Annotated in this window: 22 protein-coding genes and 1 rRNA gene; 10 read left to right on the top strand and 13 right to left on the bottom strand. The window is 61.5% G+C overall.

Translation table 11 applies throughout. From position 1 onward, the window contains the following. The 3 genes from rrf to CBW50_RS25400 form a co-directional block, all read left to right on the top strand. A 5S ribosomal RNA gene (rrf, locus tag CBW50_RS25410) occupies window positions 1-103 on the top strand; the annotation flags it as partial. A 190-nt stretch (window positions 104-293) separates the two neighbouring features. Further along, on the top strand, window positions 294-767 hold the full coding sequence (locus CBW50_RS25405; RefSeq protein ID WP_086148097.1) for a MarR family transcriptional regulator: 474 nt from the start codon (window positions 294-296) through the stop codon (window positions 765-767). A 22-nt stretch (window positions 768-789) separates the two neighbouring features. Beyond that, window positions 790-1,638 carry a CPBP family intramembrane glutamic endopeptidase gene (locus tag CBW50_RS25400; RefSeq protein WP_086148096.1) on the top strand — a complete coding sequence of 283 codons (849 nt, stop codon included), beginning with the start codon at window positions 790-792 and terminating at the stop codon, window positions 1,636-1,638. Window positions 1,639-1,653: 15 nt separating this feature from the next. On the opposite strand, the gene dacB is transcribed toward CBW50_RS25400, so the two are convergent. Both dacB and CBW50_RS25390 read right to left on the bottom strand, forming a co-directional pair. Continuing rightward, window positions 1,654-3,156: a D-alanyl-D-alanine carboxypeptidase/D-alanyl-D-alanine-endopeptidase gene (gene dacB / locus CBW50_RS25395; RefSeq protein ID WP_086148095.1), complete on the bottom strand. Its 1,503-nt coding sequence runs from the start codon at window positions 3,154-3,156 to the stop codon at window positions 1,654-1,656. Window positions 3,157-3,164: 8 nt separating this feature from the next. After that, window positions 3,165-4,403 carry a nucleoside recognition domain-containing protein gene (locus CBW50_RS25390; RefSeq protein ID WP_086148094.1) on the bottom strand — a complete coding sequence of 413 codons (1,239 nt, stop codon included), beginning with the start codon at window positions 4,401-4,403 and terminating at the stop codon, window positions 3,165-3,167. 219 nt (window positions 4,404-4,622) lie between these two features. On the opposite strand from CBW50_RS25390, the gene CBW50_RS25385 reads away from it, so the two are divergent. The 4 genes from CBW50_RS25385 to CBW50_RS25370 all read left to right on the top strand — a co-directional run bounded on the left by CBW50_RS25385 (window position 4,623) and on the right by CBW50_RS25370 (window position 11,582). After that, the gene (locus CBW50_RS25385) at window positions 4,623-6,425 is read left to right on the top strand and encodes an ABC transporter substrate-binding protein (RefSeq protein WP_086148098.1); all 1,803 of its coding nucleotides are present in this window, start codon (window positions 4,623-4,625) and stop codon (window positions 6,423-6,425) included. Window positions 6,426-6,642: 217 nt separating this feature from the next. Beyond that, the gene (locus CBW50_RS25380) at window positions 6,643-9,435 is read left to right on the top strand and encodes a TonB-dependent receptor (protein WP_253251991.1); all 2,793 of its coding nucleotides are present in this window, start codon (window positions 6,643-6,645) and stop codon (window positions 9,433-9,435) included. Window positions 9,436-9,523: 88 nt separating this feature from the next. Continuing rightward, entirely contained in the window at window positions 9,524-10,603 is a 1,080-nt protein-coding gene (locus CBW50_RS25375; protein ID WP_086148092.1) for an LD-carboxypeptidase, read from the top strand. A gap of 85 nt (window positions 10,604-10,688) precedes the next feature. Beyond that, window positions 10,689-11,582, top strand: coding sequence for a YihY/virulence factor BrkB family protein (locus tag CBW50_RS25370; protein WP_086148091.1), 894 nt, complete (start codon window positions 10,689-10,691; stop codon window positions 11,580-11,582). Between the two features lie 476 nt (window positions 11,583-12,058). On the opposite strand, the gene CBW50_RS25365 is transcribed toward CBW50_RS25370, so the two are convergent. The 6 genes from CBW50_RS25365 to CBW50_RS25340 all read right to left on the bottom strand — a co-directional run bounded on the left by CBW50_RS25365 (window position 12,059) and on the right by CBW50_RS25340 (window position 18,729). Continuing rightward, window positions 12,059-13,186 (bottom strand): acyl-CoA dehydrogenase family protein, encoded by a 1,128-nt coding sequence (locus tag CBW50_RS25365; RefSeq protein ID WP_086148090.1) that lies wholly within the window; start codon window positions 13,184-13,186, stop codon window positions 12,059-12,061. Window positions 13,187-13,226: 40 nt separating this feature from the next. Continuing rightward, the gene (locus CBW50_RS25360; RefSeq protein ID WP_086148089.1) at window positions 13,227-13,895 is read right to left on the bottom strand and encodes an SDR family oxidoreductase; all 669 of its coding nucleotides are present in this window, start codon (window positions 13,893-13,895) and stop codon (window positions 13,227-13,229) included. Between the two features lie 74 nt (window positions 13,896-13,969). Beyond that, entirely contained in the window at window positions 13,970-15,166 is a 1,197-nt protein-coding gene (locus CBW50_RS25355) for an acetyl-CoA C-acyltransferase (RefSeq protein ID WP_086148088.1), read from the bottom strand. After that, a complete protein-coding gene (aceK, locus tag CBW50_RS25350) occupies window positions 15,159-16,961 on the bottom strand; it encodes a bifunctional isocitrate dehydrogenase kinase/phosphatase (RefSeq protein ID WP_086148087.1) in 1,803 nt (600 codons plus the stop codon). The genes CBW50_RS25355 and aceK overlap by 8 nt, the downstream gene beginning before the upstream one ends. Before the next feature lie 53 nt (window positions 16,962-17,014). Further along, entirely contained in the window at window positions 17,015-18,199 is a 1,185-nt protein-coding gene (locus CBW50_RS25345; protein WP_077398251.1) for an isovaleryl-CoA dehydrogenase, read from the bottom strand. Between the two features lie 125 nt (window positions 18,200-18,324). Beyond that, window positions 18,325-18,729, bottom strand: coding sequence for a MerR family DNA-binding transcriptional regulator (locus tag CBW50_RS25340; protein ID WP_086148086.1), 405 nt, complete (start codon window positions 18,727-18,729; stop codon window positions 18,325-18,327). A 707-nt stretch (window positions 18,730-19,436) separates the two neighbouring features. Here CBW50_RS25340 and CBW50_RS25335 point away from each other — a divergent pair. Further along, window positions 19,437-19,844: a hypothetical protein gene (locus CBW50_RS25335; protein ID WP_034753756.1), complete on the top strand. Its 408-nt coding sequence runs from the start codon at window positions 19,437-19,439 to the stop codon at window positions 19,842-19,844. A gap of 89 nt (window positions 19,845-19,933) precedes the next feature. Further along, window positions 19,934-20,260, top strand: coding sequence for a hypothetical protein (locus CBW50_RS25330; RefSeq protein WP_086148085.1), 327 nt, complete (start codon window positions 19,934-19,936; stop codon window positions 20,258-20,260). A gap of 149 nt (window positions 20,261-20,409) precedes the next feature. Here the strand turns inward: CBW50_RS25330 and CBW50_RS25325 are convergent, their stop codons facing one another. The 5 genes from CBW50_RS25325 to CBW50_RS25305 all read right to left on the bottom strand — a co-directional run bounded on the left by CBW50_RS25325 (window position 20,410) and on the right by CBW50_RS25305 (window position 24,727). Further along, window positions 20,410-21,024 carry a UbiX family flavin prenyltransferase gene (locus tag CBW50_RS25325; RefSeq protein ID WP_086148084.1) on the bottom strand — a complete coding sequence of 205 codons (615 nt, stop codon included), beginning with the start codon at window positions 21,022-21,024 and terminating at the stop codon, window positions 20,410-20,412. Next, window positions 21,017-21,328, bottom strand: a complete 312-nt coding sequence (gene grxD / locus CBW50_RS25320; RefSeq protein WP_034753766.1) for a Grx4 family monothiol glutaredoxin — start codon at window positions 21,326-21,328, stop codon at window positions 21,017-21,019. The genes CBW50_RS25325 and grxD overlap by 8 nt, the downstream gene beginning before the upstream one ends. Window positions 21,329-21,401: 73 nt before the next feature. Further along, on the bottom strand, window positions 21,402-21,914 hold the full coding sequence (locus tag CBW50_RS25315; protein WP_086148083.1) for a GNAT family N-acetyltransferase: 513 nt from the start codon (window positions 21,912-21,914) through the stop codon (window positions 21,402-21,404). A 4-nt stretch (window positions 21,915-21,918) separates the two neighbouring features. Then, window positions 21,919-24,267 carry a Tex family protein gene (locus tag CBW50_RS25310; RefSeq protein ID WP_086148082.1) on the bottom strand — a complete coding sequence of 783 codons (2,349 nt, stop codon included), beginning with the start codon at window positions 24,265-24,267 and terminating at the stop codon, window positions 21,919-21,921. 94 nt (window positions 24,268-24,361) lie between these two features. Next, on the bottom strand, window positions 24,362-24,727 hold the full coding sequence (locus CBW50_RS25305) for a hypothetical protein (RefSeq protein ID WP_086148081.1): 366 nt from the start codon (window positions 24,725-24,727) through the stop codon (window positions 24,362-24,364). A gap of 266 nt (window positions 24,728-24,993) precedes the next feature. On the opposite strand from CBW50_RS25305, the gene CBW50_RS25300 reads away from it, so the two are divergent. Further along, a partial coding sequence (locus CBW50_RS25300; RefSeq protein ID WP_172404884.1) for an STN domain-containing protein occupies window positions 24,994-25,302 on the top strand: 309 nt, incomplete at its 3' end.

Below are 25,302 nucleotides of genomic sequence, written 5' to 3'. Positions count from 1 at the left end.
ATAGCAAGTTGGTCCCACCCCTTCCCATCCCGAACAGGACCGTGAAACAACTTTGCGCCGATGATAGTGCTGCAACCAGTGTGAAAGTAGGTTATCGTCAGGCTTGTTATTTGCTGAAACAGCCGCCGGCTGTTTCATCTAGAAAAAAACCCGCTCAGCAATGAGCGGGTTTTTTTTCGTCTGGCGCTTCCTTGCCACTCCTTTCCTTTTCAGGCACCCACCTGGTGTGCATAAAATACAACAACTTTCAGCATTTATATAAGTGCTTATATAAATGCTGTTACTATCGCTACATGAAACAAGGACTCGGAACACAACTACGCCACCTGATCGAACTGCTGGACGGCGCCGTCCAGCAAGCCTACGCGGACGCTGGCCTCGATTATCGGCCACGCTACACGCCCGTGATGCGGGTGCTGGCGCAACAGCAGAGCGCGACCATCGGCCAGCTGGCTGAGCTGGCAGGCATCACGCAGCCAGCGGTCACCCAAACGGTGGCACTGATGAAAAAGGAAGGCTTGCTGCTGGTGGCTGCCGATGGCGAGGATGGTCGCCAGCGCGTGGTACGCCTGAGCAGCAAGGGCGAGGCACTGCTGCCCCGCCTGCAAACTTGCTGGCAGGCGACCAAGTGTGCTGCCGACAGCCTGGATGCGGAATTGGCATTTCCTTTATCCACATGCCTGGCGCAAGCCATCACGATGCTGGAACAGCGCTCATTTGGCGAGCGCATCCGGGATACAAGCAAGCAGGTAAAAACAACGCCCTGAAAACTATCTGAGGAAAGCGACGATGGACAGCACCCTGAGCATGGCAACAAAAAAATCCCCTCTGGCCCGCTTGATGGCCTATCCCCTGGTGCAGATTGTGCTGGGCATGGTTCTCACCTTTGCCGGGATACCGCTGGTGATGGGCATCGCTTCGCAACTGGTGGAAAAGCCCTACCGCATCTTGTGGCCGCAGTTGCTGGCGGCAATACTGGTGTGGTGCGGCTACCGTTTCTATGTGCGCCACATCGAAAAGCGCCAGCCGACCGAGTTGGCAATGCCGGGCATGGCGCGTGAACTGGGGCGTGGACTGCTGCTTGGCGCCGGGCTGGTCTGCCTCACCTTTGTCGTGCTGGCAGCGCTGGGCGTATATCAGTTGAGCGGCGTCAATGCCGTGCATGCCGCGTTGTTGCTACCGCTGGCCGAACTGGTGCTGGTCGGCATGGCCGAGGAAATGATGTTTCGCGGCATCCTGTTCGGCGTGACGGCACGTGCGCTGGGCAGCAAGGCCGCCATCGTGATTTCATCGCTGGTGTTCGCCCTGGCCCATTTGCCCAATGCCGGTTTTTCGCTGCTGGCCATCGCCGCGATTGTCACCTATGGCGTGCTGCAGGCCGCACTGTACATGCGGACGCGCCGCCTGTGGGTTTGCATCGGCACACATGTCGGCTGGAATTACTGTGTCAGCCAGGTATTTTCCTCGACGGTATCGGGCCATGCGGCCACGGATGGCCTGCTGCGCGGCGAACTGGCCGGCAATGTCATGCTGACGGGCGGCGCCTTCGGTGTGGAAGCGTCGCTGGTGACGATCCTGCTAATCGGCGCCGTCGCCGCCTATGTGCTGCGCCTGGCCTTTGCCGGCGCACCACGCTAGGCCGCTGCACCGTCCTTATTGGCCAGCCACCGCCGGCGTGGCGCCGCTCCTGGCCACCCACTCGATCAGCGCATCGACGGCGGCGCGGCCATTGCCGTTGCCCACCAGGTCGCTATTGATCATGGCGACGACCACGCATAGCTGGTTGTTGGCGTCAGGTACATAGCCAGCGATGGCCACGACATTCTTTAATGTTCCCGTCTTGATGCGGGCGCGCGCGGCGGCCGGGCTGTTCAGCAGGCGCTTGCGCATGGTGCCGTCCAGCGCGACGATGGGCAGACTGGACTGGAACTCGGGCGCCCACGGACTTTGCTGCATCGCCTGCAGCACGCCGGCCATTTGCGCTGGCGCAATGCGTCCCGTGCGCGACAGGCCGGAACCGTTGTCGACCAGCATGCCCTGGGTGTCGATATGGTGCCGCTGGAACCATTCCTGGATCACTTGCCGCGCCCGCGTGGCCGTGTCTTCCGGCGCCGCCATGGCGACGGGACGGCTGCCCAGCCATCCATCGCTTTGCAAGCTGCCCAGGCTCAGGAACAGGGTGCGGGCCAGGGTGTTGTCGGAGGTCTTGTTGATATCGCGCAAGACTTCCGGCAAGGCGCGCGCCACATGGTCGGCCAGCATGCGCGTGCCCACCGGTTCGGCCGTCGGCGGCAAGCCCGTCAACGGCGCTTCGCGCACCGTGCCCGTGATCGCGCCGCCCAGGCGTTTCCAGGTGGCGCGGAACAGCCGGTCCGCATAATCATTGCGGTCGAGCACATTGATGCTGGTGGCCTTGCTGCAATTTTGCGGGAAGGTGCCGTGCAGTATCACCTGCAGCTTGCCGCCCGCATCGCGCCGGTATTCGGGCGGGCGCCAGCCATCTTCCCATCGCGCGCAATTGCCCTTGACCAGTTTCATGTCGCTCGTGATGCTGACGTTCTCGAGCGCCGGCTGCATCAGGATGCTCAATTGCCGGTCCGTCGAGTTCATGTTGATATCGATCAGATTGGTGTTCAATAACAAGGCATCGGGGATGACGTTGTAGCGGAACTCGGCCGACTCGTCGAACGGTGGTGCACCGAGGTCGGGCCGGGCCGGCTGGAACAGCTGGCGGTCGAGGATCAGATCGCCCTTGATTTTCACGATGCCCTGGTTGCGCAGGGTTTGCAGCATGTGCGCCAGCACGTCCGCGTTGAAATCCGTGTCGGCGCCGCCGCGCAGGATCAGGTCGCCCTTCAGTACGCCATTGATGACGTCGGCGCTGGTGCGCAGTTCCGTGCGGCCGCGGAAGATGGGACCTAATTGCTCCAGGCCCACGGCCGTCGTCACCAGCTTCATGGTGGACGCGGGCTGCATGCTGCGCTCAGCTCCATGCGACAGCACGGTGGCGTTGCCGCGCAAGACGATGGCGCCCATGGCGTCTTCGGGAATATTCGCGCTGCGCAGCAGCAGGCTGACGGATTCGGGCAGTTGCGCCTGCGCATTGGACAAGCCTATGCCAGCCAGCAAGGCGGCGATGAGGATGGGACGAAACATGGCGCTCCTTAGTGGAAAAAGACGTAGGCAACGAAGACGGCCGTGATCACGCCAGCCAGATCGGCGATCAGGCCGGCCGTGATGGCATAGCGCGTCTTGCGGATGCCGACGGAGCCGAAGTACAGGGCCACGATATAGAAGGTGGTGTCGGCCGAACCCTGGAAGACGCAGGCCAGGCGGCCGACAAACGAGTCGACGCCGTAGGTGTTCATGGCGTCGATCATCATGGCTTTCGAGCCGGAGCCGCTGAGCGGCTTCATCATGGCCGTCGGCAGGGCCGGCACGAAGTCCGTATTGATGCCCAGGTTGGCGAAGAACCAGTTCATGCCGCTCATCAGGAAATTGAACACGCCCGCGTTGCGGATCACGCTGATGGCCACCAGCATGCCGACCAGGTAGGGAATCACGGTGATCGAGGTCTGGATGCCGCCCTTCGCCCCCTCAATGAAGGCGTCGTACACGTTCACCTTCTTGCGCAGCGCGCCGATGATGAAGATGGCGATGACGCTGATCAACACCAGGTTGCTGACCACCTTCGAGACCAGCTCGATTTCCTGCTTCGTCAGGTATTGGGTGAAGTACCAGATCATGGCGACGATGGCGCTCGTCATGCCGCCCATCCAGCCCAGCACGACCCTGTTGAGCAGGTTGATGCGCTGCTTGATGGACACCGTGATGATGCCGACCATGGTGGCGACGTAGGTGGCGATCATGCACGGGATAAAGATGTCGGACGGGTCGGCCGCGCCGAGAATCGAGCGCTGCGCCATGATGGCCAGAGGAATCAGGGTCAGGCCCGAGGTGTGCAGCACCAGAAACATGATCTGCGCATTCGTCGCCTCTTCCTTGTTCGGATTCAAGGTCTGCAGGCTTTCCATGGCCTTCAGGCCGAACGGCGTGGCCGCATTGTCCAGGCCCAGCAGATTGGCCGAGAAATTCATCACCATGTGGCCGGTGGCCGGATGGTCTTTCGGAATTTCCGGGAAGATGCGCGAAAAGAAGGGCGCGATGACTTTCGCCAGCCAGCCGATGATGCCCGCCTTTTCGCCGATGTTCATGATGCCCAGCCATAAGGTCATCACGCCCGCCAGCGGCAGGGCGATATCCATCACGCCCATGCGCGCCGTTTCGAAGGTGCCGTCAATGATGCGCTTGAAGATATCGGTATCGCCGAGAAACAGCCACTGCAGCACTGCGGCCAGGAAGCCAACGAGGAAAAAGCCGGACCAGATGTAATTAAGTGCCATATGCGATCAGTTCTGTATTTCGGGGAGGTGAAAAGGTGCTGCAAGCAAAGTATAGAGGCAGCCCGATACGAGTTGATGAAAGAATGCAGCAATCGCATGCCAAAAAGTTATAAGCTGGCAGCCTGTTTTCATTGGCGCCCCGTCGCTTGCCCGCGTAGTGTGGGGGATGCCCGTCGCTTATCGCCGTTCCTTACCCTTGTCTGCAATGGATCACTGATGATGTTTTTACGCAAAACCGCCTGCGCCGCCGGCCTGGCCCTGTTGACGCTATTTACCGCGCCCGGCCATGCCGCCACCGATGCCCGCGCGAACAAGACCTTGCACTTGTTTTTGAGCACCAGCGAGACGGGCCTGGACCCGGCCGTGGCGTCGGACCTGGCCAGTTTAAATTTGATGGAAAACATCTTTGACCCGCTGCTGCGCTATGACTACCTGGCGCGCCCCGTGCAGTTGCAGGGCAACACGGCGCGCGGCTTGCCCACCGTGGAAGATGGCGGCCGCACGTATACCTTTCACTTGCAGCCCGGTATTTTCTTTACCCCCGATCCCGCCTTCAAGGGCCGGCCGCGCGAAGTGACAGCGCAGGACTACGTCTACAGCCTGACGCGGCTGTATGACCCCGGCCTGAAGTCGCCATGGCTGTTCTTGCTGGAAGACAAGCTGGTGGGCGATGCGGCCCTGAAAGCCAAATTCAGCTACGACACGCCGATCGCCGGCTTGCAGGCGCTGGACAAATACACCCTGCGCATCCGCCTCAACGCCATCGATCCGAATTTCCTGTTTTACCTGGCCATGCCGGCCACTGCCGTGGTGGCGCGCGAAGTGGCCGAAGCGTATGCGGCGCCGGGGCAGGTCGGCAACCACCCCGTGGGCACGGGACCGTTCCTGGTGAAGGAGTGGAAACGCAGCGACAAGATCGTGCTGCAGGCCAACCCGACTTTCCGCCCCACCGTGTTCCATACGGAAACCAAGGCGCTGGCCGCCTTGCCGGCCGATGCGCGCGCCATCGCCGCCGCGCTGGAAGGCAGGCAATTACCGCTGGTCGAGCGCATCGAGGTGCGCATCGTTGAGGAATATCAATCGCGCATGCTGGGATTCCTGAAAGGCGAATTCGATTACCTGGAGCAAGTGCCGGAATCGATGACGGACATGGTGCTGGAAAACGGCGCCCTGAAACCGGCGCTGGCCGCCAAGGGCTTGCAGCTGACGCGCTTTCCCGTGCTGCAGACGTATTACATGTGGATGAATATGGACGATCCCGTGCTGGGCGGCACGAGCAAGGACAAGCTGGCCCTGCGGCGTGCCATCGCCCTCAGCTACAACAGCCGCGAAGACATCGCGCTATTAAAAAAGGGGCTGGCCTTGCCGGCGCAGTCGCCGCTGCCGCCGAATGTGCTCGGCTACGACAAGCACTACCGCAGCCCCGTCGGCTACGATCCGGCGCTGGCGCGCGCCCTGCTGGAGCGCTTCGGCTACAAGGCGGGCCCGGACGGCTTCCGCACGCAGCCGGACGGCACGCCCTTGATGTTGACCATGCATACGGAGCCGAGCACGGTGGGGCGGCTGCGCGATGAGTTGTGGCGGCGCAACCTGAACGCCATCGGCCTGCGCGTGGAGTTTAAAAGCGACAAGAAGACGGAAATCATCAAGGCTTCGCGCCTGGGCAAGGTGCAGATGTTCGAGACCAACTGGATCGCCGACTTCCCCGATGGTGATAACTTTATGCAATTGTTGTATGGCGGCAACGTCGGCCGCGCCAACTATGCCCGCTTCAACTTGCCCGATTACAATAAACGCTATGAGGAGGCGCGCCTGCTATCCGATACGCCGCGCCGACGCAGTCTGTACTTCGACCTGTTTCAGCTGATCCACGCTTACACGCCGTGGGTGCTGCTGACGCATCCCATCTCTGCCGACCTGCAGCAACCGTGGCTAAAAAACTACAGGCGCCACCCCGTGGAATTCACGTCCTGGCGCTATCTGGACGTCGATCCCGCCAAGGGCCGCCCCGCAGGCAAGTGACCACGTCGCTGGAAAGGGCATTCATTCCAAAAAGTTATGGTTAGGAAACCATTTTTCATTGGCTGGGCCCGGATGCATCGCGCTACTCTGAAAATGAAAACAAATAAAGTAAAGCGCTGGCGTCATAAAAAAATGTACTGCGAGACAGACGCCGCGACCTTACAAAACAGCCTGAGCTTGAGAACTCAAGCTTCGATTGCCCAACAAGGAGAGACCAGTGAAATTGAAGAAACTAGCGCAGTTGGTGGCATTGATGGGGGTGGTGGGGCCGGTGATGGCACAGGAAGCGGCTCCATCAGCAATGCAAAGGGTCGAAGTGACGGGCAGCAGCATCAAGCGCGTCGCCAAGGAAGGCGCGCTGCCGGTGCAAGTCATCACCTTTGACCAGATGGAAAAGCAGGGCATCACGACGGCCGAGCAACTGGTGCGCACCTTGTCGGCGAATGGCACAGGTGCCGAGAACATGACTTCGGGCAATAACGTATTTGGCGCCGACGCCGACCGTCTTGCCGGTGGCGCCTCGTTCGCCTCGCTGCGCGGGCTGGGACCGGGCGCGACCTTGGTACTGCTGAATGGCCGCCGCGTGGCCACGCATGGTGCCAGTGGCCGTGCCGTCGACTTGAATTCCATTCCGCTGGGCGCAATTTCTCGTGTGGAAATCCTCAAGGATGGCGCCTCGGCCATCTACGGCACGGACGCCATCGGCGGCGTGATCAATTTCATTCTGAAAACCAATTACAGCGGCGTGGAAGCGTCCGTTTCCACCAACGATACGCAGGCAGGCGGCGGCGCCACGCGCCGCGCCTCGCTCCTGGCAGGCACGGGTTCGCTGGAAGAAGACCGCTACAACATCATGGCCAGCCTGACCGTCGATAAAGCGCAACAGCTCAATGGCCGTGACCGCTCCTTCGTCAACGGCTACCAGCCGGGCCGTGGCCTGTCGCCCGACACCACGGGCACGCCATTCGCCAACCAGATGTCGGGGCCGGGCACGGCACTGCAAATCCCCAATCCTGATCCGACAAAACCAGGGACGTTTATTGGCGGTTACACCTTGCCTGGCGACCCGACGGTGTATCTGCAAGCCAATCCCCTGAGCTTCCAGGGAAAGTGCGACAGCATCGCCGGCATGTCGCAGTATCAGACGGCACTGTGGAAAGACGTGACCTCACCGCGCAGCACCACGCATTCGTGTGCGTATGACTACGGCGCCGACTATGTGCTGCAATTTCCCGTCGAGCGGGCCAATTTTCTGTCGCGTGGAACTGTCCAACTGGCGCCCGACCACCGCATGTTTGTCGAAGTGCTCGGTTCGCGCACCAAGGCCACGGCGATCCTGACGCCGATGCAGGTTCAGGCGACCGTCGCCAACAAGAATCTGTATCCGGTCGGCGGCGCGTATTACCAGGACTTGTCGGCCTATATCCCGACGTTCGACAAGAGCAAACCGATTTCCTACAAATGGCGCGCCAATGACGTGGGCAACCGCACGCAGGAAAACACGACCGACAATGCGCGCGTGCTGCTGGGTTTTGAAGGCAACTTCGGCAAGTGGGATTACAAGGCCGGCATTTCGCGTGCGGAAAGCAGTACCAAGACCAAGCTGACCGATGGCTATTCCTACACGGACAAGCTGTACGCGGCCCTGGCCACGGGCATCATCAACCCGTGGGTGGGCGCCGGCCAGAGCCAGACGGAAGCGGCCAGGCAATTGATCGAATCGACCAAGTTCCGCGGCGCCTTCCAGCACGGCAAGACGACCCTGACGCAGATCGACGGTTCCGTCTCGGGCGAGCTGTTCCAGCTGCCGGCCGGCGCGCTGGCCGTGGCGGCCGGTTTTGATTTCCGCCGCGAAGGCTATAACTTTGCGCAAGACGTCGATGCCACGCAAATTCTGCTGGCGCCAGGCAATGCAGCACTGAGCGACGCCAGCCGCACCGTCAAGGCCGTGTATGCCGAGCTGCTGGTGCCGGTCATGAAAGACCTGGAAATGCAGCTGGCCATCCGCCGCGACGATTACAGCCTGGTGGGCGCGACGACGAATCCGAAAGTGGCCTTCCGCTACCAGCCGGCCGATTTCCTGCTGTTCCGTGGTTCGGCCAGCAAGGGTTTCCTCGCGCCAAGCTTCCAGCAGCTGTATTCCGGTTCGCTGAGCCAGGAATTGCCGAACGGCGTGGTTGACCAGGAAGGTTGCGCCAAGCATCCGGGCGTGCCCGAATACTGCGCCATCGACCGCCTCGACTACAGGACGGGCGGCAACAAGAACCTGAAGCCGGAAACGTCGAAGCAGGGCAGCGTCGGCTTTGTCATTGAACCGGTGAAGGGCTATTCCGCCTCGTTCGACTACTGGGCCATCAACACCCAGGACCGCATCCTGAACCGCACGCCGCAAATCGTGCTGGCCAACTACCAGGCGCTGAACCAGTACATCCACCGCAATCCGGACGGCACCATCGAGTACGTGCAGGCGGGCTGGATCAATGCGGCAGGCAGCCGCGTGCGCGGCCTCGACGTGGGCTTGCGCGGCGAAGGCAAGATCCGGGACGCGAAATGGACGGCGACCCTGGATGGCACGTATATGGACAGCTTCAAGTTTGCGGAATATCAAGGCCAGGAATACCAGGAACTGGTCGGCAAGTTCTATACGCGCGACCTGTACTTGCGCTGGAAACATAACGCCAGTCTCGGCGTGTCGCGCGGCGACTGGAGCGGCTTGCTGGTGCAGAGTTTCTCGTCGGGCTACAAGGACCAGTTGCCGAACGGCGGCAAGGGTATGCCGCCGCCGGGCTTCAAGCCGGACGTGTCCAGCTACACCACGTATAACTTGTCGGGCACCTACACGGGCTTCAAGAATACCACCATTACCGTGGGCATCCAGAACCTGTTCGACCGCGATCCGCCGTTCACCGCGCACAACGTGGATGAAGTGGTGGGCGCCGGCTGGGACCCGCGCGTGGCCGACCCGCGCGGCCGCTCGCTGTCGTTCCAGCTGAAGTACAAGTTCATGTAAGGCGGCCATGCCGGCGGCAATCCTGTCGGCATGCTAACCTCGTGCGGCGGCGCCTGGCGTCGCCGTTTTTATTCCAGGAAAGGGCCGCATGTCCAGTCAGACCAATCTCAGCCGGCGCCGCTTCGGCGGCTTGCTGGCCGCCACCGTCGGGGCGGCAGGCACACCGGCATGGGCGGCGGCCGCGCAAGGAAAGGGCAAACGCATGCAACAGCAACACGCATTGATCAAACCGGCGCGCCTGCGCGACGGCGACCTGGTGGCCATCATCGCACCGGGCGGCTTTACGGATGAGGAGTCCATCGCCAAGGCCCAGCGCAATATCGAATCGCTGGGACTGCGCGCCAGCCTGGGCAGCAACATCCGCGCCGTGCACGGCAACTATGCGGGCACGGTGCAGCAGCGCCTCGACGATCTGCATGCGGCGTTCGCCGATCCCGAGGTCAAGGCGATCTGGGCCATCCGTGGCGGTTCCGGCTGCATTTCGCTGCTGGCGCTGCTCGACTATGGCTTGATCCAGCGCAATCCGAAAGTGCTGATCGGCTACTCCGACATCACGGCCCTGCATCTGGCCATCGCCAGCCAGACGGGCCTGGTGACTTTCCACGGGCCCGTGGCTTCATCGACGTTTTCCGACTACACGGTGACGCAGCTGCGCAATGTGCTGATGACGCCGCAAGACAGCTACACGATCCCTATGGCGCTGGACAACCACCGCCGCGCGCAGACGCAGCCGAACTTCGCCATCCGCACCGTGCATGGCGGCCAGGCTACGGGACGCTTGACGGGTGGCAACCTGTGCATGGTCAGCGCGCTGGCCGGCACGCCGTATGCGGCCGATTTCCGCGAGCACATCCTTTTCCTCGAAGAAATCAATGAAGTGCCGTACCGCATCGACCGCATGCTGTGCCAGCTCGACCTGTCCGTCGGTTTCAAGCACGCGGCGGCCTTGATGCTGGGCATCTTCGAGCATTGCGAGGCGGCCGAGGGCGACACGGCGCTGAGCCTCGACGCCACCCTGGACCAGCATTTGCAGCCCTTGCGCGTGCCGGCCGTCAGCGGCTACTCGTTTGGCCACATCCGCCACCAGTTCACGCTACCAATGGGCATATTGGCGACCCTGGATGCGGACCGGCAAACCCTGACCTTGCTGGAGCCGGCCGTCTGCTAGCGTACGGTGCAGCGGGGCGCTTGTCAGTATGCTAGTGTGATAAGGCGTGGCACGAGGCCGCGCCGCCTTCTACACCGCACCCGACATGATCAACCGCCACGCCAGTACCTACATCCTCAGCCACCCGCTGGCCTTTGCGCTGCAGGTGCTCAAGGCTTTCCGCGCCAACCAGGGCTTGCTGCTGGCGGGCGCCGTCGCGTATTACTCGCTGCTGTCCATCGTGCCCCTGCTGATGCTGGTGGTGGTGGCCCTGTCGCACGTGATCGCGCAGGATGAGTTGCTGCAAACAATCGGCCATTACCTGGAATGGCTGGTGCCGGGCCAGTCGAAGGCCATCGTGGCCGAGATCGCGCATTTTCTCGACAACCGGGGCGTGATCGGCTGGCTGCTGCTGCTGACCATGCTGTTTTTCAGCTCGCTGGCGTTTACCGTGCTGGAAAACGCCATGAGCGTGATCTTCATTCACCGCGTCGCCATCCGCCGCCGCCATTTCCTCATTTCCGCAGTCTTGCCGTACTGCTACATCTTGTGCCTGGGCGTGGGCATCTTGCTCATCACCGTGGTGGCGGGCAGTTTGCAGGTGATGAGCGAGGAAAGCGTGCGTTTCCTGCGCCACGACTGGGGCCTGGAAGGCGTGTCCGGCGTGCTGCTGTATATGCTGGGGCTGGCAGGCGAAATCCTCGTGCTCAGCTCGATCTACCTGGTCATGCCGGTGGGACGCTTGTCGATCACGCATGCGCTGATCGGCGGCGTGACGGCGGCCCTGCTGTGGGAAATCGCCCGCCATGTGCTGGTCTGGTATTTTTCGACCTTGTCGCAGGTCAATATCGTGTACGGTTCGATGACGACGGCCATCGTTGTCATGTTCAGCCTGGAAATCGGCGCCACCCTGCTGCTGCTGGGCGCGCAAGTGATTTCCGAATATGAAAGAGTGGCCCGCGGCGGCGAAGAGGACAAGCCGCTGGCGCTAAGGACTTGATTTAAAGTATGGCTTCAATTCGTTGTTGCACCGCACAAAAAGCTGTGCTATACTCCGTTCAGTGATTGAGATTTGGCAACAAATCATCTCACCATCCAGGCTCAGCGCGGCGACCGACAGGTGTAATGTCGATGGCGTGACAGTGCGAAAGCGTGGATTTTGTAATTCCGGATACGTTGGTCGATTTACACTTGGAGTCACCATGCAGATAGCATGGGAGTCCGAAAATCAGGAGGCACTTTGCAGATAGCACTGGCGTCCATGACACGATTAAAGCATTGGTAATACATTGGAACGAAGCCTACCCTGAGTAGGCTTTTTTTTCGTCTGGTGGGCGCGTTTATAAACCTACTGCGCAGCCCGCTCTCGAATCGGCGTTACTCGCCGTACCGAAGTACGGCTGCGTTACTCAATCCGATATCGGGCTTGCTCGCTACGGTTTCTAAAAGCGCCGAGACTGTTACTTCCAAATACTTTTACAAGGCCCTGGCGATCAGGATTTTCTGGATATCGCTCGTGCCCTCGTAAATCTGGCATACGCGCACGTCGCGGTAGATGCGCTCGACGGGGAAGTCGGACACATAACCATAGCCGCCGTGCACCTGGATGGCGTCCGAGCAGACTTTTTCCGCCATTTCCGACGCAAACAGCTTGGCCATGGCCGCTTCCTTCAGGCAGGGCAGGCCCGCATCCTTCATGGCCGCCGCGTGGCGTATCAGCTGGCGCGCCGCCTCGATCTGCGTGGCCATGTCGGCCAGGCGGAATTGCACGGCCTGGTGTTCATAGATGGGCTTGCCGAAGCTTTCCCGCTCGCGTGCGTACTGCAGGGCCGCTTCATACGCGGCGCGCGCCATGCCCACGGCTTGCGAGGCGATGCCGATGCGTCCGCCTTCCAGGCCGGACAGGGCGATCTTGTAGCCCTGTCCTTCTTCGCCGATCAAATTTTCCGCCGGGATGCGGCAGTTCTCGAACAGGATTTGCGCCGTGTCCGACGAATGCTGGCCCATCTTCTGCTCCAGTCCCGCCACGATGTAGCCTGGCGTGTTCGTCGGCACCCAGAAGGCGCTGATGCCGCGCTTGCCGGCCGCCTTGTCGGTGACGGCCATGACGATGGCCACGTCCGCATACTTGCCGCTGGTAATGAACTGCTTCGTGCCGTTGATCACGTATTCATTGCCATCGCGGCTGGCCGTCGTGCGCAGGGCGGAGGCGTCGCTGCCCGTGTGTGGTTCCGTCAGGCAAAACGCTCCCAGCATCGCGCCTTGCGCCAGCGGACGCAGCCACTGTTCCTTTTGCGCATCGTTGGCATACATCATGGCGATGCTGCACACGGGGCAATTATTCACGGAAATGATGGTCGAGGTGCCGCCATCGCCTGCGGCGATTTCTTCCAGCACCAGGGCCAGCGACACGTAGTCGAGGCCGGCGCCACCGAGCGCTTCCGGCACGGCCACGCCAAAGGCGCCCAGCGCGGCCAGTTCCTGCAATTCTTCCTTGGGGAAATGATGTTCCTTGTCCCAGCGGGCCGCGTTGGGCGCCAGGCGCTCGCGCGAAAAACTGCGCAGCGCTTCCTGGATCATCGATTGTTCTTCATTGAGTATCATGGGACGTCGTCTCGTATATTTTTATAGTGGATTCGGGGAGTTACCAGGCGATGGGCTTGCCGTCGTAGTTGCGGAACACGGCCTTGTCCGTGGCCGGCAGGCTGGCCAGGGTGGCGCGGATGCCGGCGGCGCTTTCTTCCGGGGAAATATCGGCGCCGGCGCCGCCCATGTCCGTGCGCACCCAGCCCGGGTGGAAGGCCACGCAGCTGACGCCTTGCGGGCCATGCACGAGGGACGTGTCGATCAGCACGGAATTCAGGGCGGCCTTGCTGGCGCGGTACAGCGAACCGCTGGGGTTGCCCCGCTCGCTCAGGGAACCCATGTGCGAAGACAGCACGGCCAGCTTGCCCCTGGCATTGGCCACCAGCGGCGCCAATATCGGCAGCAGGCGCATGGCGGCCAGCACGTTGGTGTGCATGACGAGGTCGAAATCGGCCTGCGCGGGAAAACCGTCGTGGCGCGGGCCGTACACGCCCGCGTTGAGGATGGCCACGTCGAGCTTTTCATCGTCGAGCTTCCAGCCCAGGCCGGCACAGCCTTCCACGTCCGTCACGTCGAGCTGGTGCGCTTCGGCGCCCAGTTGCTTGAGGGCCTCGCAGGCGTCCGGCGTGCGCGCCGTGGCGATGACCCGCCAGCCATCGTGGCGGTATTGACGGACGAGCTCGTGGCCGATGCCGCGCGAGGCGCCGATGATCAATGCGGTAGGCATGTTTTTTCTCCCTGGTAGTCAAATGAAAAGGCGCGCACCGTGAACTGCCGTGCGCGCCCGTGCTCAGGAAGAGCTTATACCAGTTCGATCGCCATCGCCGTCGCTTCGCCGCCGCCGATGCACAGCGCCGCCACGCCGCGCTTGCCGCCCGTTTTCTTCAGGGCGCCCAGCAGGGTGACGATGATGCGCGCGCCCGAGGCGCCGATCGGGTGGCCCAGCGCGCACGCGCCGCCGTGGATGTTGATCTTGCTGTGCGGGATGTCGAGGTCGTGCATGGCGGCCATCGGCACGGCGGCGAATGCTTCATTGATCTCGAACAAGTCCACATTGCTGCTGCTCCAGCCCGTCTTGGCGTAGAGTTTTTTCACCGCGCCGATGGGGGCCGTGGTGAACTCGTTCGGCGCCTGCGCGTGCGTGGCGTGGCCGTGGATTGTCGCGAGGATGGTGCAGCCCAGTTTTTTCGCCGTCGATTCGCGCATCAGCACCAGGGCTGCCGCGCCATCGTTGATTGACGAAGACGAGGCGGCCGTGATGGTGCCATCCTTCTTGAAGGCGGCCTTTAACGTCGGGATTTTTTCCAGGCGGGCCTTTTGCGGGCCTTCGTCGATGCTGACGATGGTGTCGCCGCCGCGGCCGGCGACAGTCACGGGCACGATTTCCCAGGCAAAACTGCCGTCCTTGGTGGCCGCTTGCGCGCGTTTCACGGATTCGATGGCAAACGCATCCTGCGCTTCGCGCGTGAAGCTGTACTGGCTGGCGCACTCTTCGGCAAACGTGCCCATCGAGCGGGCATTGCCCTTTTCATCGCGGCTGTAGGCGTCTTCCAGGCCATCCATCATCATGTGGTCGTAGATCATGCCGTGGCCGATGCGGTAGCCGCCGCGCGCCTTCGGCACCAGGTAGGGGGCGTTGGTCATCGATTCCATGCCGCCCGCCACCACCACGTCGGCGCTGCCGGCGAGCAAGGTATCGTGCGCGAACATGGTCGTCTGCATGGCCGAGCCGCACATTTTCGACAGGGTCACGGCGCCGGTGGAGTCTGGCAAGCCGGCCTTGCGCAAGGCCTGGCGCGCGGGCGCCTGGCCCTGGCCGGCCATCAGGCAATTGCCGAAAAAGACGTGCTCGACGGCGTCCGGCGCGATACCGGCGCGCTCGACGGCGGCGCGGATGGCGACAGCGCCCAGGTCGCTGGCGGTAACGTTGGCAAAGTCGCCCTGGAAGGCGCCCATGGGGGTGCGCGCGGCACCGACGATTACGACTGGATCATTCATTTGGATCTCCGGTAGGGGGTGGGGATTGCGGCTGCTTACAGAAACGAAGGTGTTGCGGATAGGGAAAAACGTCCTCGATATGGCCGTCGAGGATGCGCTGCTTGCGCGCCTGCCAGTAGGCGGCCGTCAGCAGGTCGGCATGGTGCTGCATGAAATGCTTGCGGATACGGGGATTGCCCAGCAGAAAACTGCCGAATTGTTCGGGAAACACATCGTGCTTGCCGATGGGATACCACGGTTCGGCCGACATTTCCTCCTCCTCTGTGCGCGCCTCGGGGATGGCGCGGAACTGGCAATCGGTGATGTACTCGATTTCATCGTAATCATAAAATACGACACGCTGATGACGTGTCACGCCAAAGTTCTTGTACAGCATATCGCCAGGGAAAATATTCGCCGCCACCAGTTCCTTGATGGCGTTGCCGTATTCCACAATGGCATGCTCGACGAGGTCATCACGACCCTCCTTCTCGGCATTGCTCAGCCACATGTTCAGCGGCACCATGCGCCGCTCGATGTACAGGTGGCGGATGATGATCTGCTCGTGGTCTTCCTCGACCAGCGACGGCGCGAAATGCCTGAGTTCGGCCAGCAGTTCCTCGGCAAAGCGGGCGCGCGGGAAGGCCACGTTGGAATACTCGAGCGTGTCGGCCATGCGGCCCACGCGGTCGTGGTGCTTCACCAGCAAATACTTTTCCTTGACTTGCGCGCGCGTGGTTTCCTTCGGCAGCGGAAAGAAATCCTTGATCACCTTGAAGACGTAGGGAAACGACGGCAGCGCAAACACCAGCATCACCATGCCGCGGATGCCGGGCGCGATCTCGAAATGGTCCGAGGAATGTTTTAAATGCTGCAGGTAATCGCGGTAAAACAGCGTCTTGCCCTGTTTTTGCAAGCCCAGTATCGTATAAATCTCGCTGCGGGGTTTGCGCGGGAGCAAACTTCGGAGAAATTGGACGTAGGCGGACGGCACTTCCATATCGACCAGGAAATACGCGCGCGTAAACGAAAACAGCACGGCGATCTGCTCGTGTTCGAACAGCACCGTGTCGAGCACCAGCTTGCCGTGGCGGTTGTGCAGGATGGGCACGACGAACGGGTATTCGCGGTTGCCGTTGATGCCCTTGCCGACCAGGTAGGCGCCCTTGTTGCGGTAGAACAAACTGGTCAGGACCTGGATCTGGTGGTTCGCTTCCACCCTGTCGCCGCCGAACAGCTGATACAGGCGCGCTTCGACCTGGGCCACGTCGCGGTCCAGGTCGGCAAACTTGCAGTTCAGCTGGAAATTCGTCACCATGCGCTTCAGGGTGAAGCGCAAGCCGTCCTTGCCTGGGTAATACACGCGGTAGGTGGGCACCAGCTCTTCCGTCTCGATGTATTCCGTCGACACGACGGGGCGCACGAAAATATAATCGTTGTGGAAATAGGTGCGGTGCAGGATGTTGCAGCAGACGGAATTGAAGAAGGTTTCCGCCAGTTCCGGCTGCTTGTGGTCGCTCAGCATGCCAATGTAGTGCAGCTTGAGTTCGCGCCACACTTCGTCGCTTAACTCCGACTCTTCGTACTCATCTTCGAGCATCTGCACGCATTCCTGCACGCGCTTGTCATAAAAGCCGATGCGCTCGCGGGCTGCCGTTTGCGCCGCGGCCCACGCGCCCTGCTCGAAATACAGGCGGGCTTGCTGGCTGCTGGCGCGGAACAGCCGGTAATGCTTGTCGAAGCCGTCGCGGATGGTGCGCGCGATATCGAATGCAATCTGTGAAGAAAGCAGTTTAGGGAAGGCAATTTGCGTCATGTGTGTGCTCGCATGAAGACACCCTCACCCAGTCGATATCCGCGCAGCCGCGCTTACTTGGTTTCGGCAAACAACTCTCGGCCGATCAGCATGCGGCGGATTTCGCTGGTCCCGGCGCCGATTTCGTACAGCTTGGCGTCGCGCCACAGGCGGCCGGCGGGAAACTCGTTGATGTAGCCGTTGCCGCCCAGGGCCTGGATCGCCTCGCCGGCCATCCAGGTCGCCTTCTCCGCACTATACAGAATAGCGCCGGCTGCGTCCTTGCGCAGCTGGCGCACGGCTTCCGGCGTGGTGGCGCGGTCGCAAGCCTGGCCCACGGCGTACACATAGGCCTTGCACGCCATCATGGTCGAATACATATCGGCCAGTTTGCCTTGCATCAACTGGAATTCGCCGATGGGCTGGCCGAACTGCTTGCGGTCATGCACGTAGGGCACGACCAGGTCCATGCAGGCCTGCATGATGCCCAGCGGGCCGCCTGACAGCACGGTGCGCTCGAAATCGAGGCCCGACATCAGCACGTTGACGCCCTTGCCCAGGCCGCCCAGCACGTTTTCGGCCGGCACTTCGCAATCCTGGAACACCAGTTCGCCCGTGTGCGAGCCGCGCATGCCCAGCTTGTCGAGTTTTTGCGCGATGGAAAAACCCTTGAAATTCTTTTCGATCAGGAAAGCCGTCATGCCGCGCGGGCCCGCTTCCAGGTCGTTCTTCGCGTACACCACCAGCACGTCCGCGTCGGGGCCGTTGGTGATCCACATCTTGGTGCCGTTCAAGACCCAGCGGTCGCCCTTGAAATCGGCGCGCAGCTTCATGCTGACGACGTCCGAGCCGGCGTTCGGCTCGGACATGGCCAGGGCGCCGATGTGCTCGCCCGTGATCAGTTTCGGCAGGTACTTGGCCTTTTGCTCGGCCGTGCCGTTGCGCTTGATCTGGTTGACGCACAGGTTCGAGTGGGCGCCGTAGGACAGGCCGACGGAGGCCGAGGCGCGCGAGATTTCTTCCATGGCGATGATGTGCGCCAGGTAGCCCATGCCGGCGCCGCCGTATTCTTCGCTGACGGTGATGCCAAGCAAGCCCATGTCGCCCATCTTGCGCCACAGGTCCATGGGGAACTGGTCGGTGCGGTCGATCTCGGCCGCGCGCGGCGCGATTTCGGCGGCGGCAAATTGTTGGATCGCTTCGCGCAGGGAGGCGATGTCTTCGCCGTGGTCAAAGGTCAAGCCTGGGAGATGGAGCATGTCGTCCTCGTCGTTATAAGTGTGGCGCTCATGGGTGCCGGGTCAGTGAAGCTATGATACTCAGTTGTGACGTTTACGTAAACGTAAAGTGATGCGTGTGCGGCCTGCGGCTGCCGCGTGGCCACTCAGTTTGTTTGCGCCTGATCAAGGTTCAAGTCCGCCAGCATGCGCGCGCACGCTTCTTCGTGCGAACTGATTTCCGCCAGCGCCATTTCGATATCGATGCGCTGCTGCTCCAGCGTCTGCCGGTGCTGCGCCAGCACGCCCAGGAAGCGGTCCATCTGCGCGCGCGTGTCCTTCGGCGACTCGTACATGTCGACCAGGCTCTTGATTTCCGACAGGGCCAGGCCCAGGCGCTTGCCGCGCAGGGTCAGCTTCAGGCGGGTGCGGTCGCGCGGCGTGTAGACGCGGTTGCGTCCGCCCGCACCTTCGCGTTTCGGACTGAGCAAGCCCTGGTCTTCATAGAAACGGATGGCGCGCGCCGTGATGTCGAATTCCCGCGCCAGTTCGGTGATGGTATAGGTTGTCATTGTTGCGGGCGGTGTCAGGTGCATGGATGGTCGGTGGCTGGATGGGGGCTGCGCGGTAAGAGGGGGGCAAGGTGCCGTTTACGTCAACGTCAATACTATTGTAGCGTGCCCTGCCCGTGCTGCAACAAAAGAAGGCGTAGACGGGGCAATTTGGTGAATAAGGCAACAATTACTGAAAATAAATTGATTCGTCGCCCACAAACGCGCTTAAGATCGAGAGTTGGTGGCCAACATGACACCAAAAAGAGCTTTCTTGGCGTAATGGCGACATTTTTTTCACGTCGATGGCAGTAAAATTTTTTGGCGCCAACACTTGCCAATGAGAACGACCGAAAAACAACGTTTCACTATGGGAACGCCGACATTTATGTTTCTATATTGAAAACAAAATGGCCCTTCTGAAAACTTTGTCTACGAGAAATTGTATTACACGGGCATTGCGCGAATCGGTAGACGAGGGCATTATCCGATACCGTACGTTGTAGTGCCAAACCGAGGCTTTGAATCGTGCTGCAGTGCGAAAATCAAGGCCAGCCGCGAATTTGACCCGAAGCCACGCAGGATCACAAGAGAAAATTCGGCGCAGTTTTTCACCTGAAAAGCCCTGCCGGAGTGTTAATTGTTAATTAATGCATTTTTCAAATGTAACAATCTGTATGGTCATTCAAGAAACTGACTTTCATGTTACAACATGAAATAGTACACCTATGAATTCTTCTAACGAACGCGAAAGCTTCAGCCAGCGACTTCAGTTGGCTCTCAAAAACGCCCATTATTCTCCAGACAGCCCGACCAGACTGGCCCGGGAATTCAATATCCGTTTCGACGGGCGCCCGATTACCGTGCATGCTGCTAGGAAATGGTTGGTAGGTGAAGCAATTCCCACGCAAGAGAAATTGCGCATGATTGCCCAATGGCTGGGCGTGCCTGCGGAATGGTTGCGCTTTGGCGGCCCGGAAAGCGCCACGCCGAATGGCGAAGCGGGCAGCGCCTTGTCGCGTTTTGAGTCCGCCGATGTGAAATTAATTGCCGATTTGCAAAGATTAGATGAACATCATCGTCAAATCGCGCGTGAATTTATTCGCATGCTGGTCAGAGTCAACTACCAAAAGTAATCATTCTGGCCTCTTCAGGCCGGCGCCGTCCGCTTTTCGCTGGCGGCGCATCTTATGTTCTTTTATTTGCGCAGAGTCATACTGGAGACATGATTTTGCCGCACAATAAGACCTCGCATGTTGCGCTGCAGCGGAATTATTTGACAATAATCCCGCCCGCAGCGGCGCAGCGGCCAATACCAGCGCATAATCACAGCAGAAGCAGCCAGTTCATCCACTACGGAGCCGAGCATTTGAGCCGTCTTATGAAAAGTAACTACAGCAATACCGCGCAGCTGAAGGACTTGATGACCGTGCCCCCCATGACTGCCGCGCAGCATGCGGAAGTGATGCGCAAACGGATCGCCCACCGCCGGATGGTGGAAGAGGCCAGGGATTTGAAGCAGGCCAGTGCCCACCAGTTCGACAAGAGGTGAGGGATGCCTGACCAAAGCTGCTGCGCGTCGGCATAGGTAGTCTGCGGTGCTCACCGTACTACAGTACGGTTGCGCTTCTCGACCACCTCTTCCTTCCGCTCGCTACGCTTTTGTCAGGCATCGTGATGCCAGTTAATTCGTGACGCCAACTAGAGGATAGGGGTGTCGCCAGCGGACTTCAAACCATTCCACCGTGGCGCCAGGCTATGCTCGATGCCGAGCAGGTCGATGACGCGCGCCACCGTATGGTCGACCATCTCCGCAATGCTCTGTGGGTGGTGATAAAAGCTGGGCAAGGGCGGGAAGATGATGCCGCCCATTTCGGTGACGGCCGTCATATTGCGCAGGTGCGCCAGGTTGAACGGCGTTTCGCGCACCATCAGGATCAGGCGGCGGCGCTCCTTGAGCACCACGTCGGCGGCCCGCGTGATCAGATTGTCGGACAAGCCATGCGCGACGGCCGCCAGGGTCTTCATCGAGCACGGCGCGACGACCATGCCATCCGATTGAAACGAGCCGCTGGCGATCGAGGCGCCGATGTCGCGCAGCTTGTGCACCACGTGCGCCTGCGCTTCGATTTCCTTGCGCCCCACGCCCGTTTCCTGGTGCAGGGTCAAAACAGCGGCATCGGACAGGACCAGATGCGTCTCGACGCCGGGAGTGGCGCCGAGCACTTGCAGCAGCCGCAAGCCATACACGGCGCCCGTGGCGCCCGTGATGGCCACGACGATACGGCGCGGCCGCTGCGTTTGGCTATCAGGCATCGAGCAGGGACTTCAGCTCGCCCGATTCAAACATTTCATTCATGATATCGGAACCACCGATGAATTCGCCTTTGACATACAGCTGCGGAATGGTTGGCCAGTTCGAGTAATCCTTGATGCCCTGGCGCACTTCCGGGTCATCCAGCACGTTGACGGTAGCGATGTTTTCCACGCCGCATGCTTTCAGGATCTGGATGGCGCGGCCGGAAAAGCCGCACTGCGGGAACTGGGCCGTGCCCTTCATGAACAGCACGACTGGCGTGTTCGTCACGGTTTCTTTGATCCAGGTTTGTACGTCGCTCATAGCTGCCTCTGATGGGTAAATAAATAGATGCCGTCATTTTATAAGAAAACGCCGGCACGGGTATGCGCTCAAGTCATAAATCGGGCAAGTCAGCCACGTTGAGGCTCGTTGTGACGAATAACTGCTTGCCCAGGCAGGTCGATTGCGCCGCGCCCATGTATTTGCCCCAGGCAAGGACCGGCACATAGCCGTGCCGGGCATAAAACGCCGCGGCGCGGGTATTCGCCACGCGCGTGGACAAATGCAGGGCCTGGTAGCCATGTGTACGCGCCTGCGCCTCCACATGGGCCAGCAGGGCCGCGCCCACGCCTGTGCTGCCGGGGCGCGCATACATGCGCTTGAGTTCGCCTATGGAACTGTCCGGCTCGCCCAGCGGCCGCAGGGCGGCGCAGCCGAGCAGGGCGCCGCTGGCATCGCGGGCCAGATAAAAGCCGCCGCGCGGCGTTGCCGCCTCCACGTCGAAGGAGGAGCGGCCGCTGTCGCCATTGATACGCAGCAAGGCTGCCGATAATTCGTCGAGCAGCAACTGCGCATCGGGGCCGGCGGCGTCCACCGCCAGGATGACAAGGTCATGCCTGGCGGCCATGGGCTTAGCCGCGCAGCTTGGCGAAGGCGGCGGCCATGCTGCCGGCCGGCTCGGGCGCGTTGCGCGACTGCGACTGGTGCTGTGCCATGCTGCGGCGGTCGTTGCGGTCGCCACGCTGCTCGGGCTTGCTGCCGGCCTGCGGCGCGCTGTCCGTCAGGCGCATGGTCAGCGCGATGCGCTTGCGCTTCTCGTCGACTTCCAGCACTTTCACGCGCACGACCTGCCCCGCCTTGACCACCGTGTGCGGGTCTTTCACAAACGTGTTCGACAGGGCCGAGATGTGCACGAGGCCATCCTGGTGCACGCCGATGTCGACGAAGGCGCCAAAGGCGGCCACGTTGGTGACCACGCCTTCTAAAATCATGTCCGGACGCAAGTCGCGGATTTCTTCCACGCCTTCCTTGAAGGTGGCGGTGGTGAACTCCGGACGCGGATCGCGGCCCGGCTTTTCCAGTTCCTTCAGAATGTCGGAGATGGTCGGCACGCCGAAGGTGTCATCCGCGTATTTTGCGGGGCTCAGGGTTTTCAGCAGCGCCGTTTCACCGATGACGGCCTTGATGTCCTTCTTGATGTCGGCCAAAATCTTTTCCACCAGCGGGTACGATTCCGGGTGGACGGCCGAGGCGTCCAGCGGGTTCTCGCCGCCCATCACGCGCAGGAAGCCGGCCGCCTGTTCATAGGTCTTGTCGCCCAGGCGCGGCACGGCCTTTAACGCCGCGCGCGAGGTGAACGCGCCCTTCATGTCGCGGTAGGTGACGATGCTTTGCGCCACGCTGGCCGACAGGCCGGAGACGCGCGCCAGCAGGGGGGCGGACGCCGTGTTGACGTCCACGCCCACGGCATTCACGCAATCTTCCACCACGGCATCGAGCGAGCGGGCCAGCTGGCTTTGACTGACATCATGCTGGTACTGGCCCACGCCGATCGATTTCGGGTCAATCTTGACCAGTTCGGCCAGCGGGTCTTGCAGGCGGCGCGCGATCGACACGGCGCCGCGCAAGGACACATCCATGTCCGGCAACTCCTTCGAGGCGAATTCGGACGCCGAATATACCGACGCGCCCGCTTCCGAGACGACGATCTTCGTCATCTTCGCTTCCGGATGCTGCTTGATCAGGTCTTGCGCCAGCTTGTCCGTTTCGCGCGAGGCGGTGCCGTTGCCAATCGAGATCAGAGACACATTGTGCTTGGCGGCAAGACGGCCCAAGGTGTGCAGGGAGCCGTCCCAGTCGTTCTTCGGCTGGTGCGGGTAGATCACGGCCGTGTCGACCACTTTACCGGTGGCATCGACGACGGCGACCTTGACGCCCGTGCGCAGGCCGGGATCGAGGCCCATGGTGGCGCGCTGGCCGGCCGGCGCGGCCAGCAGCAGCGCTTTCAGATTGGTGGCAAAGACGTTGATCGCATCAAGTTCCGAGCGTTCGCGCAGCGCGCCCATCAGTTCCGTTTCCAGGTGCATGAAGCTTTTCACGCGCCAGGTCCAGCGCGCCGTGTCCGCCAGCCATTTGTCGGCCGGGCGGCCTTGCTGCTTGATGCCGAAGCGGGCGGCGATGCGGCCTTCGCACGGGTTGTGCGGCGCGTCCCATTTCGGTTTTTCCGCTTCCGTGTCCAGGCGCAGGGTGACGTCGAGGATGCCCTCGCGGCGGCCGCGCAGCAGGGCCAGGGCGCGGTGCGATGGCACTGTGGAAATGGTTTCCGAGTAATCGAAATAATCGGCGAATTTTTCGCCTTCGTCCTGCTTGCCTTCCACCACTTTCGATTCGACGATGCCGTGTTCCTGCACGTATTCGCGCAGGGTTTGCAGCAGCGTTGCGTCTTCGGCGAAGCGCTCCATCAGGATCTGGCGCGCGCCGTCGAGGGCCGCCTTGGTGTCGGCCACGCCCGGATTATTCCCGTCGGCACTGGTAAACGCCTCGCGCAGGAACTTGCCCGCTTCCGTTTCCGGCGTCAGTTCCGGGTTCTCCAGCAAGCCGTCGGCCAGCGGCATCAGGCCCGCTTCGATGGCGATCTGCGCCTTCGTGCGGCGCTTCTGCTTGTACGGCAGATACAAGTCTTCCAGCCGCGTCTTGTCTTCCGCGTGCATGACGGCGTCCAGCAGCGCGGGCGTCATCTTGTTCTGTTCCGTGATCGAGGCGACGATGGCGGCGCGCCGCTCTTCCAGCTCGCGCAGGTAGCGCAAGCGCTCTTCGAGCAGGCGCAGCTGGATATCGTCGAGGCCGCCGGTCGCTTCCTTGCGGTAACGGGCGATGAAGGGCACGGTGGCGCCTTCGTCGAGCAGTTCGATGGCGGCGGCAACCTGCACCGGTTTGGCGGCAAGTTCAAGGGCAAGGCGTTGTTCGATAGTGGGCAGCATGGTTGTTTCCAGAGCGATCAAGCCTGGAATGATACGCAATCGGCGCGATTGCGCAATCTTGACAGCGCAAATGGACTGTGCGTTGACAACAGCGTCAGCGGGGCGGCAGCAGCGGGCTGGCCGGCGGCGGCGCCGACGGGCGCTGCGGCGTGACGGATTTGCCAAAGGCATTGCCCATGCGGTGTTCGAGGGCGGCGCGGTTGTACAGGCCCAGCTGGTTCGATGGCCGCAGCACGGTCGCTTCGGCGCCCGACAGGGCGGGCGGACGCCTGGCTGCGGCGCTGGCTGGCGGCAGTAATTTTTCGCTGAGGCAAGACATCGATTGCTCGCGCTTGCCCGCGACCTCCACTTCCACGCAGCCCGTCTCCGGCGCGGCCGCTTTCACGACGACGGTGTTGTCGGCCGCGTGCAGGGGCAGGGCGGCACAGGTCAGAAAAAGAGTCAGCAACAGACGCGTCATGGCGGCTCCCGATATGGGGTGGACAGGCTGCCAGCATAGCAAAGTCATATGTCGCAGTGATGACACGCCAGCCCGCCAACTATGTGACCCATGTCATGCAGTTGTCATTTTATGAAGCTACCATCTTGCCATTCTGCTTGAAACATTGCAGTCAAGACACTTCATACGCAGGCTCTCGTTGATTTCCCTGGAAAATGACACGAACTCACCGCCGCACCGCAACAGGCAACGCCCTGGCCCTGTCCGCTTGTTTGTTGATGACATTCATGACATTCATGCGCCCGGCGGCGGGCGCGGCCGGCAATGACGCCGGCACGCCGGCCACCGTGCGCTTCGACTTGCCCGCGCAGCCGCTCGACGCGGCCCTGGTGGCGTTCGGCGAAGTGACCGGCTATTCCGTGCTGGTCAGCAGCCAACTGGCGGCGGGGCGCACGGCGGCGCCCGTGCGCGGCGACTACACGCCGGCCGAAGCGCTGCAGCGCCTGCTGGCAGGCACGCAGCTGGGCGCGCGCTTCAGCGGCAGCAATGCCTTCACCCTGCTGGCGCTGGCCGACGCCCCCGCGGCGCCGGCGCCT

Source organism: Janthinobacterium sp. GW458P, from assembly GCF_002127585.1.
GTDB lineage: Bacteria > Pseudomonadota > Gammaproteobacteria > Burkholderiales > Burkholderiaceae_D > Janthinobacterium.
The sequence above is the reverse complement of the archived record's forward strand: the minus strand, read 5'-3'. Positions and strand labels throughout refer to the sequence as shown.

What these genes read in the sequence shown, in the direction of transcription:
- CBW50_RS25385 (WP_086148098.1), top strand. Translation starts at nt 4,623, where the DNA reads ATGTTTTTACGCAAAACCGCCTGCGCCGCCGGCCTGGCCCTGTTGACG.
- CBW50_RS25370 (WP_086148091.1), top strand. Translation starts at nt 10,689, where the DNA reads ATGATCAACCGCCACGCCAGTACCTACATCCTCAGCCACCCGCTGGCC.
- CBW50_RS25365 (WP_086148090.1), bottom strand. Translation starts at nt 13,186, where the DNA reads ATGATACTCAATGAAGAACAATCGATGATCCAGGAAGCGCTGCGCAGT.
- grxD (WP_034753766.1), bottom strand. Translation starts at nt 21,328, where the DNA reads ATGAGCGACGTACAAACCTGGATCAAAGAAACCGTGACGAACACGCCA.
- CBW50_RS25375 (WP_086148092.1), top strand. Translation starts at nt 9,524, where the DNA reads ATGTCCAGTCAGACCAATCTCAGCCGGCGCCGCTTCGGCGGCTTGCTG.
- CBW50_RS25305 (WP_086148081.1), bottom strand. Translation starts at nt 24,727, where the DNA reads ATGACGCGTCTGTTGCTGACTCTTTTTCTGACCTGTGCCGCCCTGCCC.
- dacB (WP_086148095.1), bottom strand. Translation starts at nt 3,156, where the DNA reads ATGTTTCGTCCCATCCTCATCGCCGCCTTGCTGGCTGGCATAGGCTTG.
- CBW50_RS25355 (WP_086148088.1), bottom strand. Translation starts at nt 15,166, where the DNA reads ATGAATGATCCAGTCGTAATCGTCGGTGCCGCGCGCACCCCCATGGGC.
- CBW50_RS25315 (WP_086148083.1), bottom strand. Translation starts at nt 21,914, where the DNA reads ATGGCCGCCAGGCATGACCTTGTCATCCTGGCGGTGGACGCCGCCGGC.
- CBW50_RS25325 (WP_086148084.1), bottom strand. Translation starts at nt 21,024, where the DNA reads ATGCCTGATAGCCAAACGCAGCGGCCGCGCCGTATCGTCGTGGCCATC.
- aceK (WP_086148087.1), bottom strand. Translation starts at nt 16,961, where the DNA reads ATGACGCAAATTGCCTTCCCTAAACTGCTTTCTTCACAGATTGCATTC.
- CBW50_RS25360 (WP_086148089.1), bottom strand. Translation starts at nt 13,895, where the DNA reads ATGCCTACCGCATTGATCATCGGCGCCTCGCGCGGCATCGGCCACGAG.
- CBW50_RS25340 (WP_086148086.1), bottom strand. Translation starts at nt 18,729, where the DNA reads ATGACAACCTATACCATCACCGAACTGGCGCGGGAATTCGACATCACG.
- CBW50_RS25405 (WP_086148097.1), top strand. Translation starts at nt 294, where the DNA reads ATGAAACAAGGACTCGGAACACAACTACGCCACCTGATCGAACTGCTG.
- CBW50_RS25310 (WP_086148082.1), bottom strand. Translation starts at nt 24,267, where the DNA reads ATGCTGCCCACTATCGAACAACGCCTTGCCCTTGAACTTGCCGCCAAA.
- CBW50_RS25390 (WP_086148094.1), bottom strand. Translation starts at nt 4,403, where the DNA reads ATGGCACTTAATTACATCTGGTCCGGCTTTTTCCTCGTTGGCTTCCTG.
- CBW50_RS25345 (WP_077398251.1), bottom strand. Translation starts at nt 18,199, where the DNA reads ATGCTCCATCTCCCAGGCTTGACCTTTGACCACGGCGAAGACATCGCC.
- CBW50_RS25400 (WP_086148096.1), top strand. Translation starts at nt 790, where the DNA reads ATGGACAGCACCCTGAGCATGGCAACAAAAAAATCCCCTCTGGCCCGC.
- CBW50_RS25330 (WP_086148085.1), top strand. Translation starts at nt 19,934, where the DNA reads ATGATTTTGCCGCACAATAAGACCTCGCATGTTGCGCTGCAGCGGAAT.
- CBW50_RS25335 (WP_034753756.1), top strand. Translation starts at nt 19,437, where the DNA reads ATGAATTCTTCTAACGAACGCGAAAGCTTCAGCCAGCGACTTCAGTTG.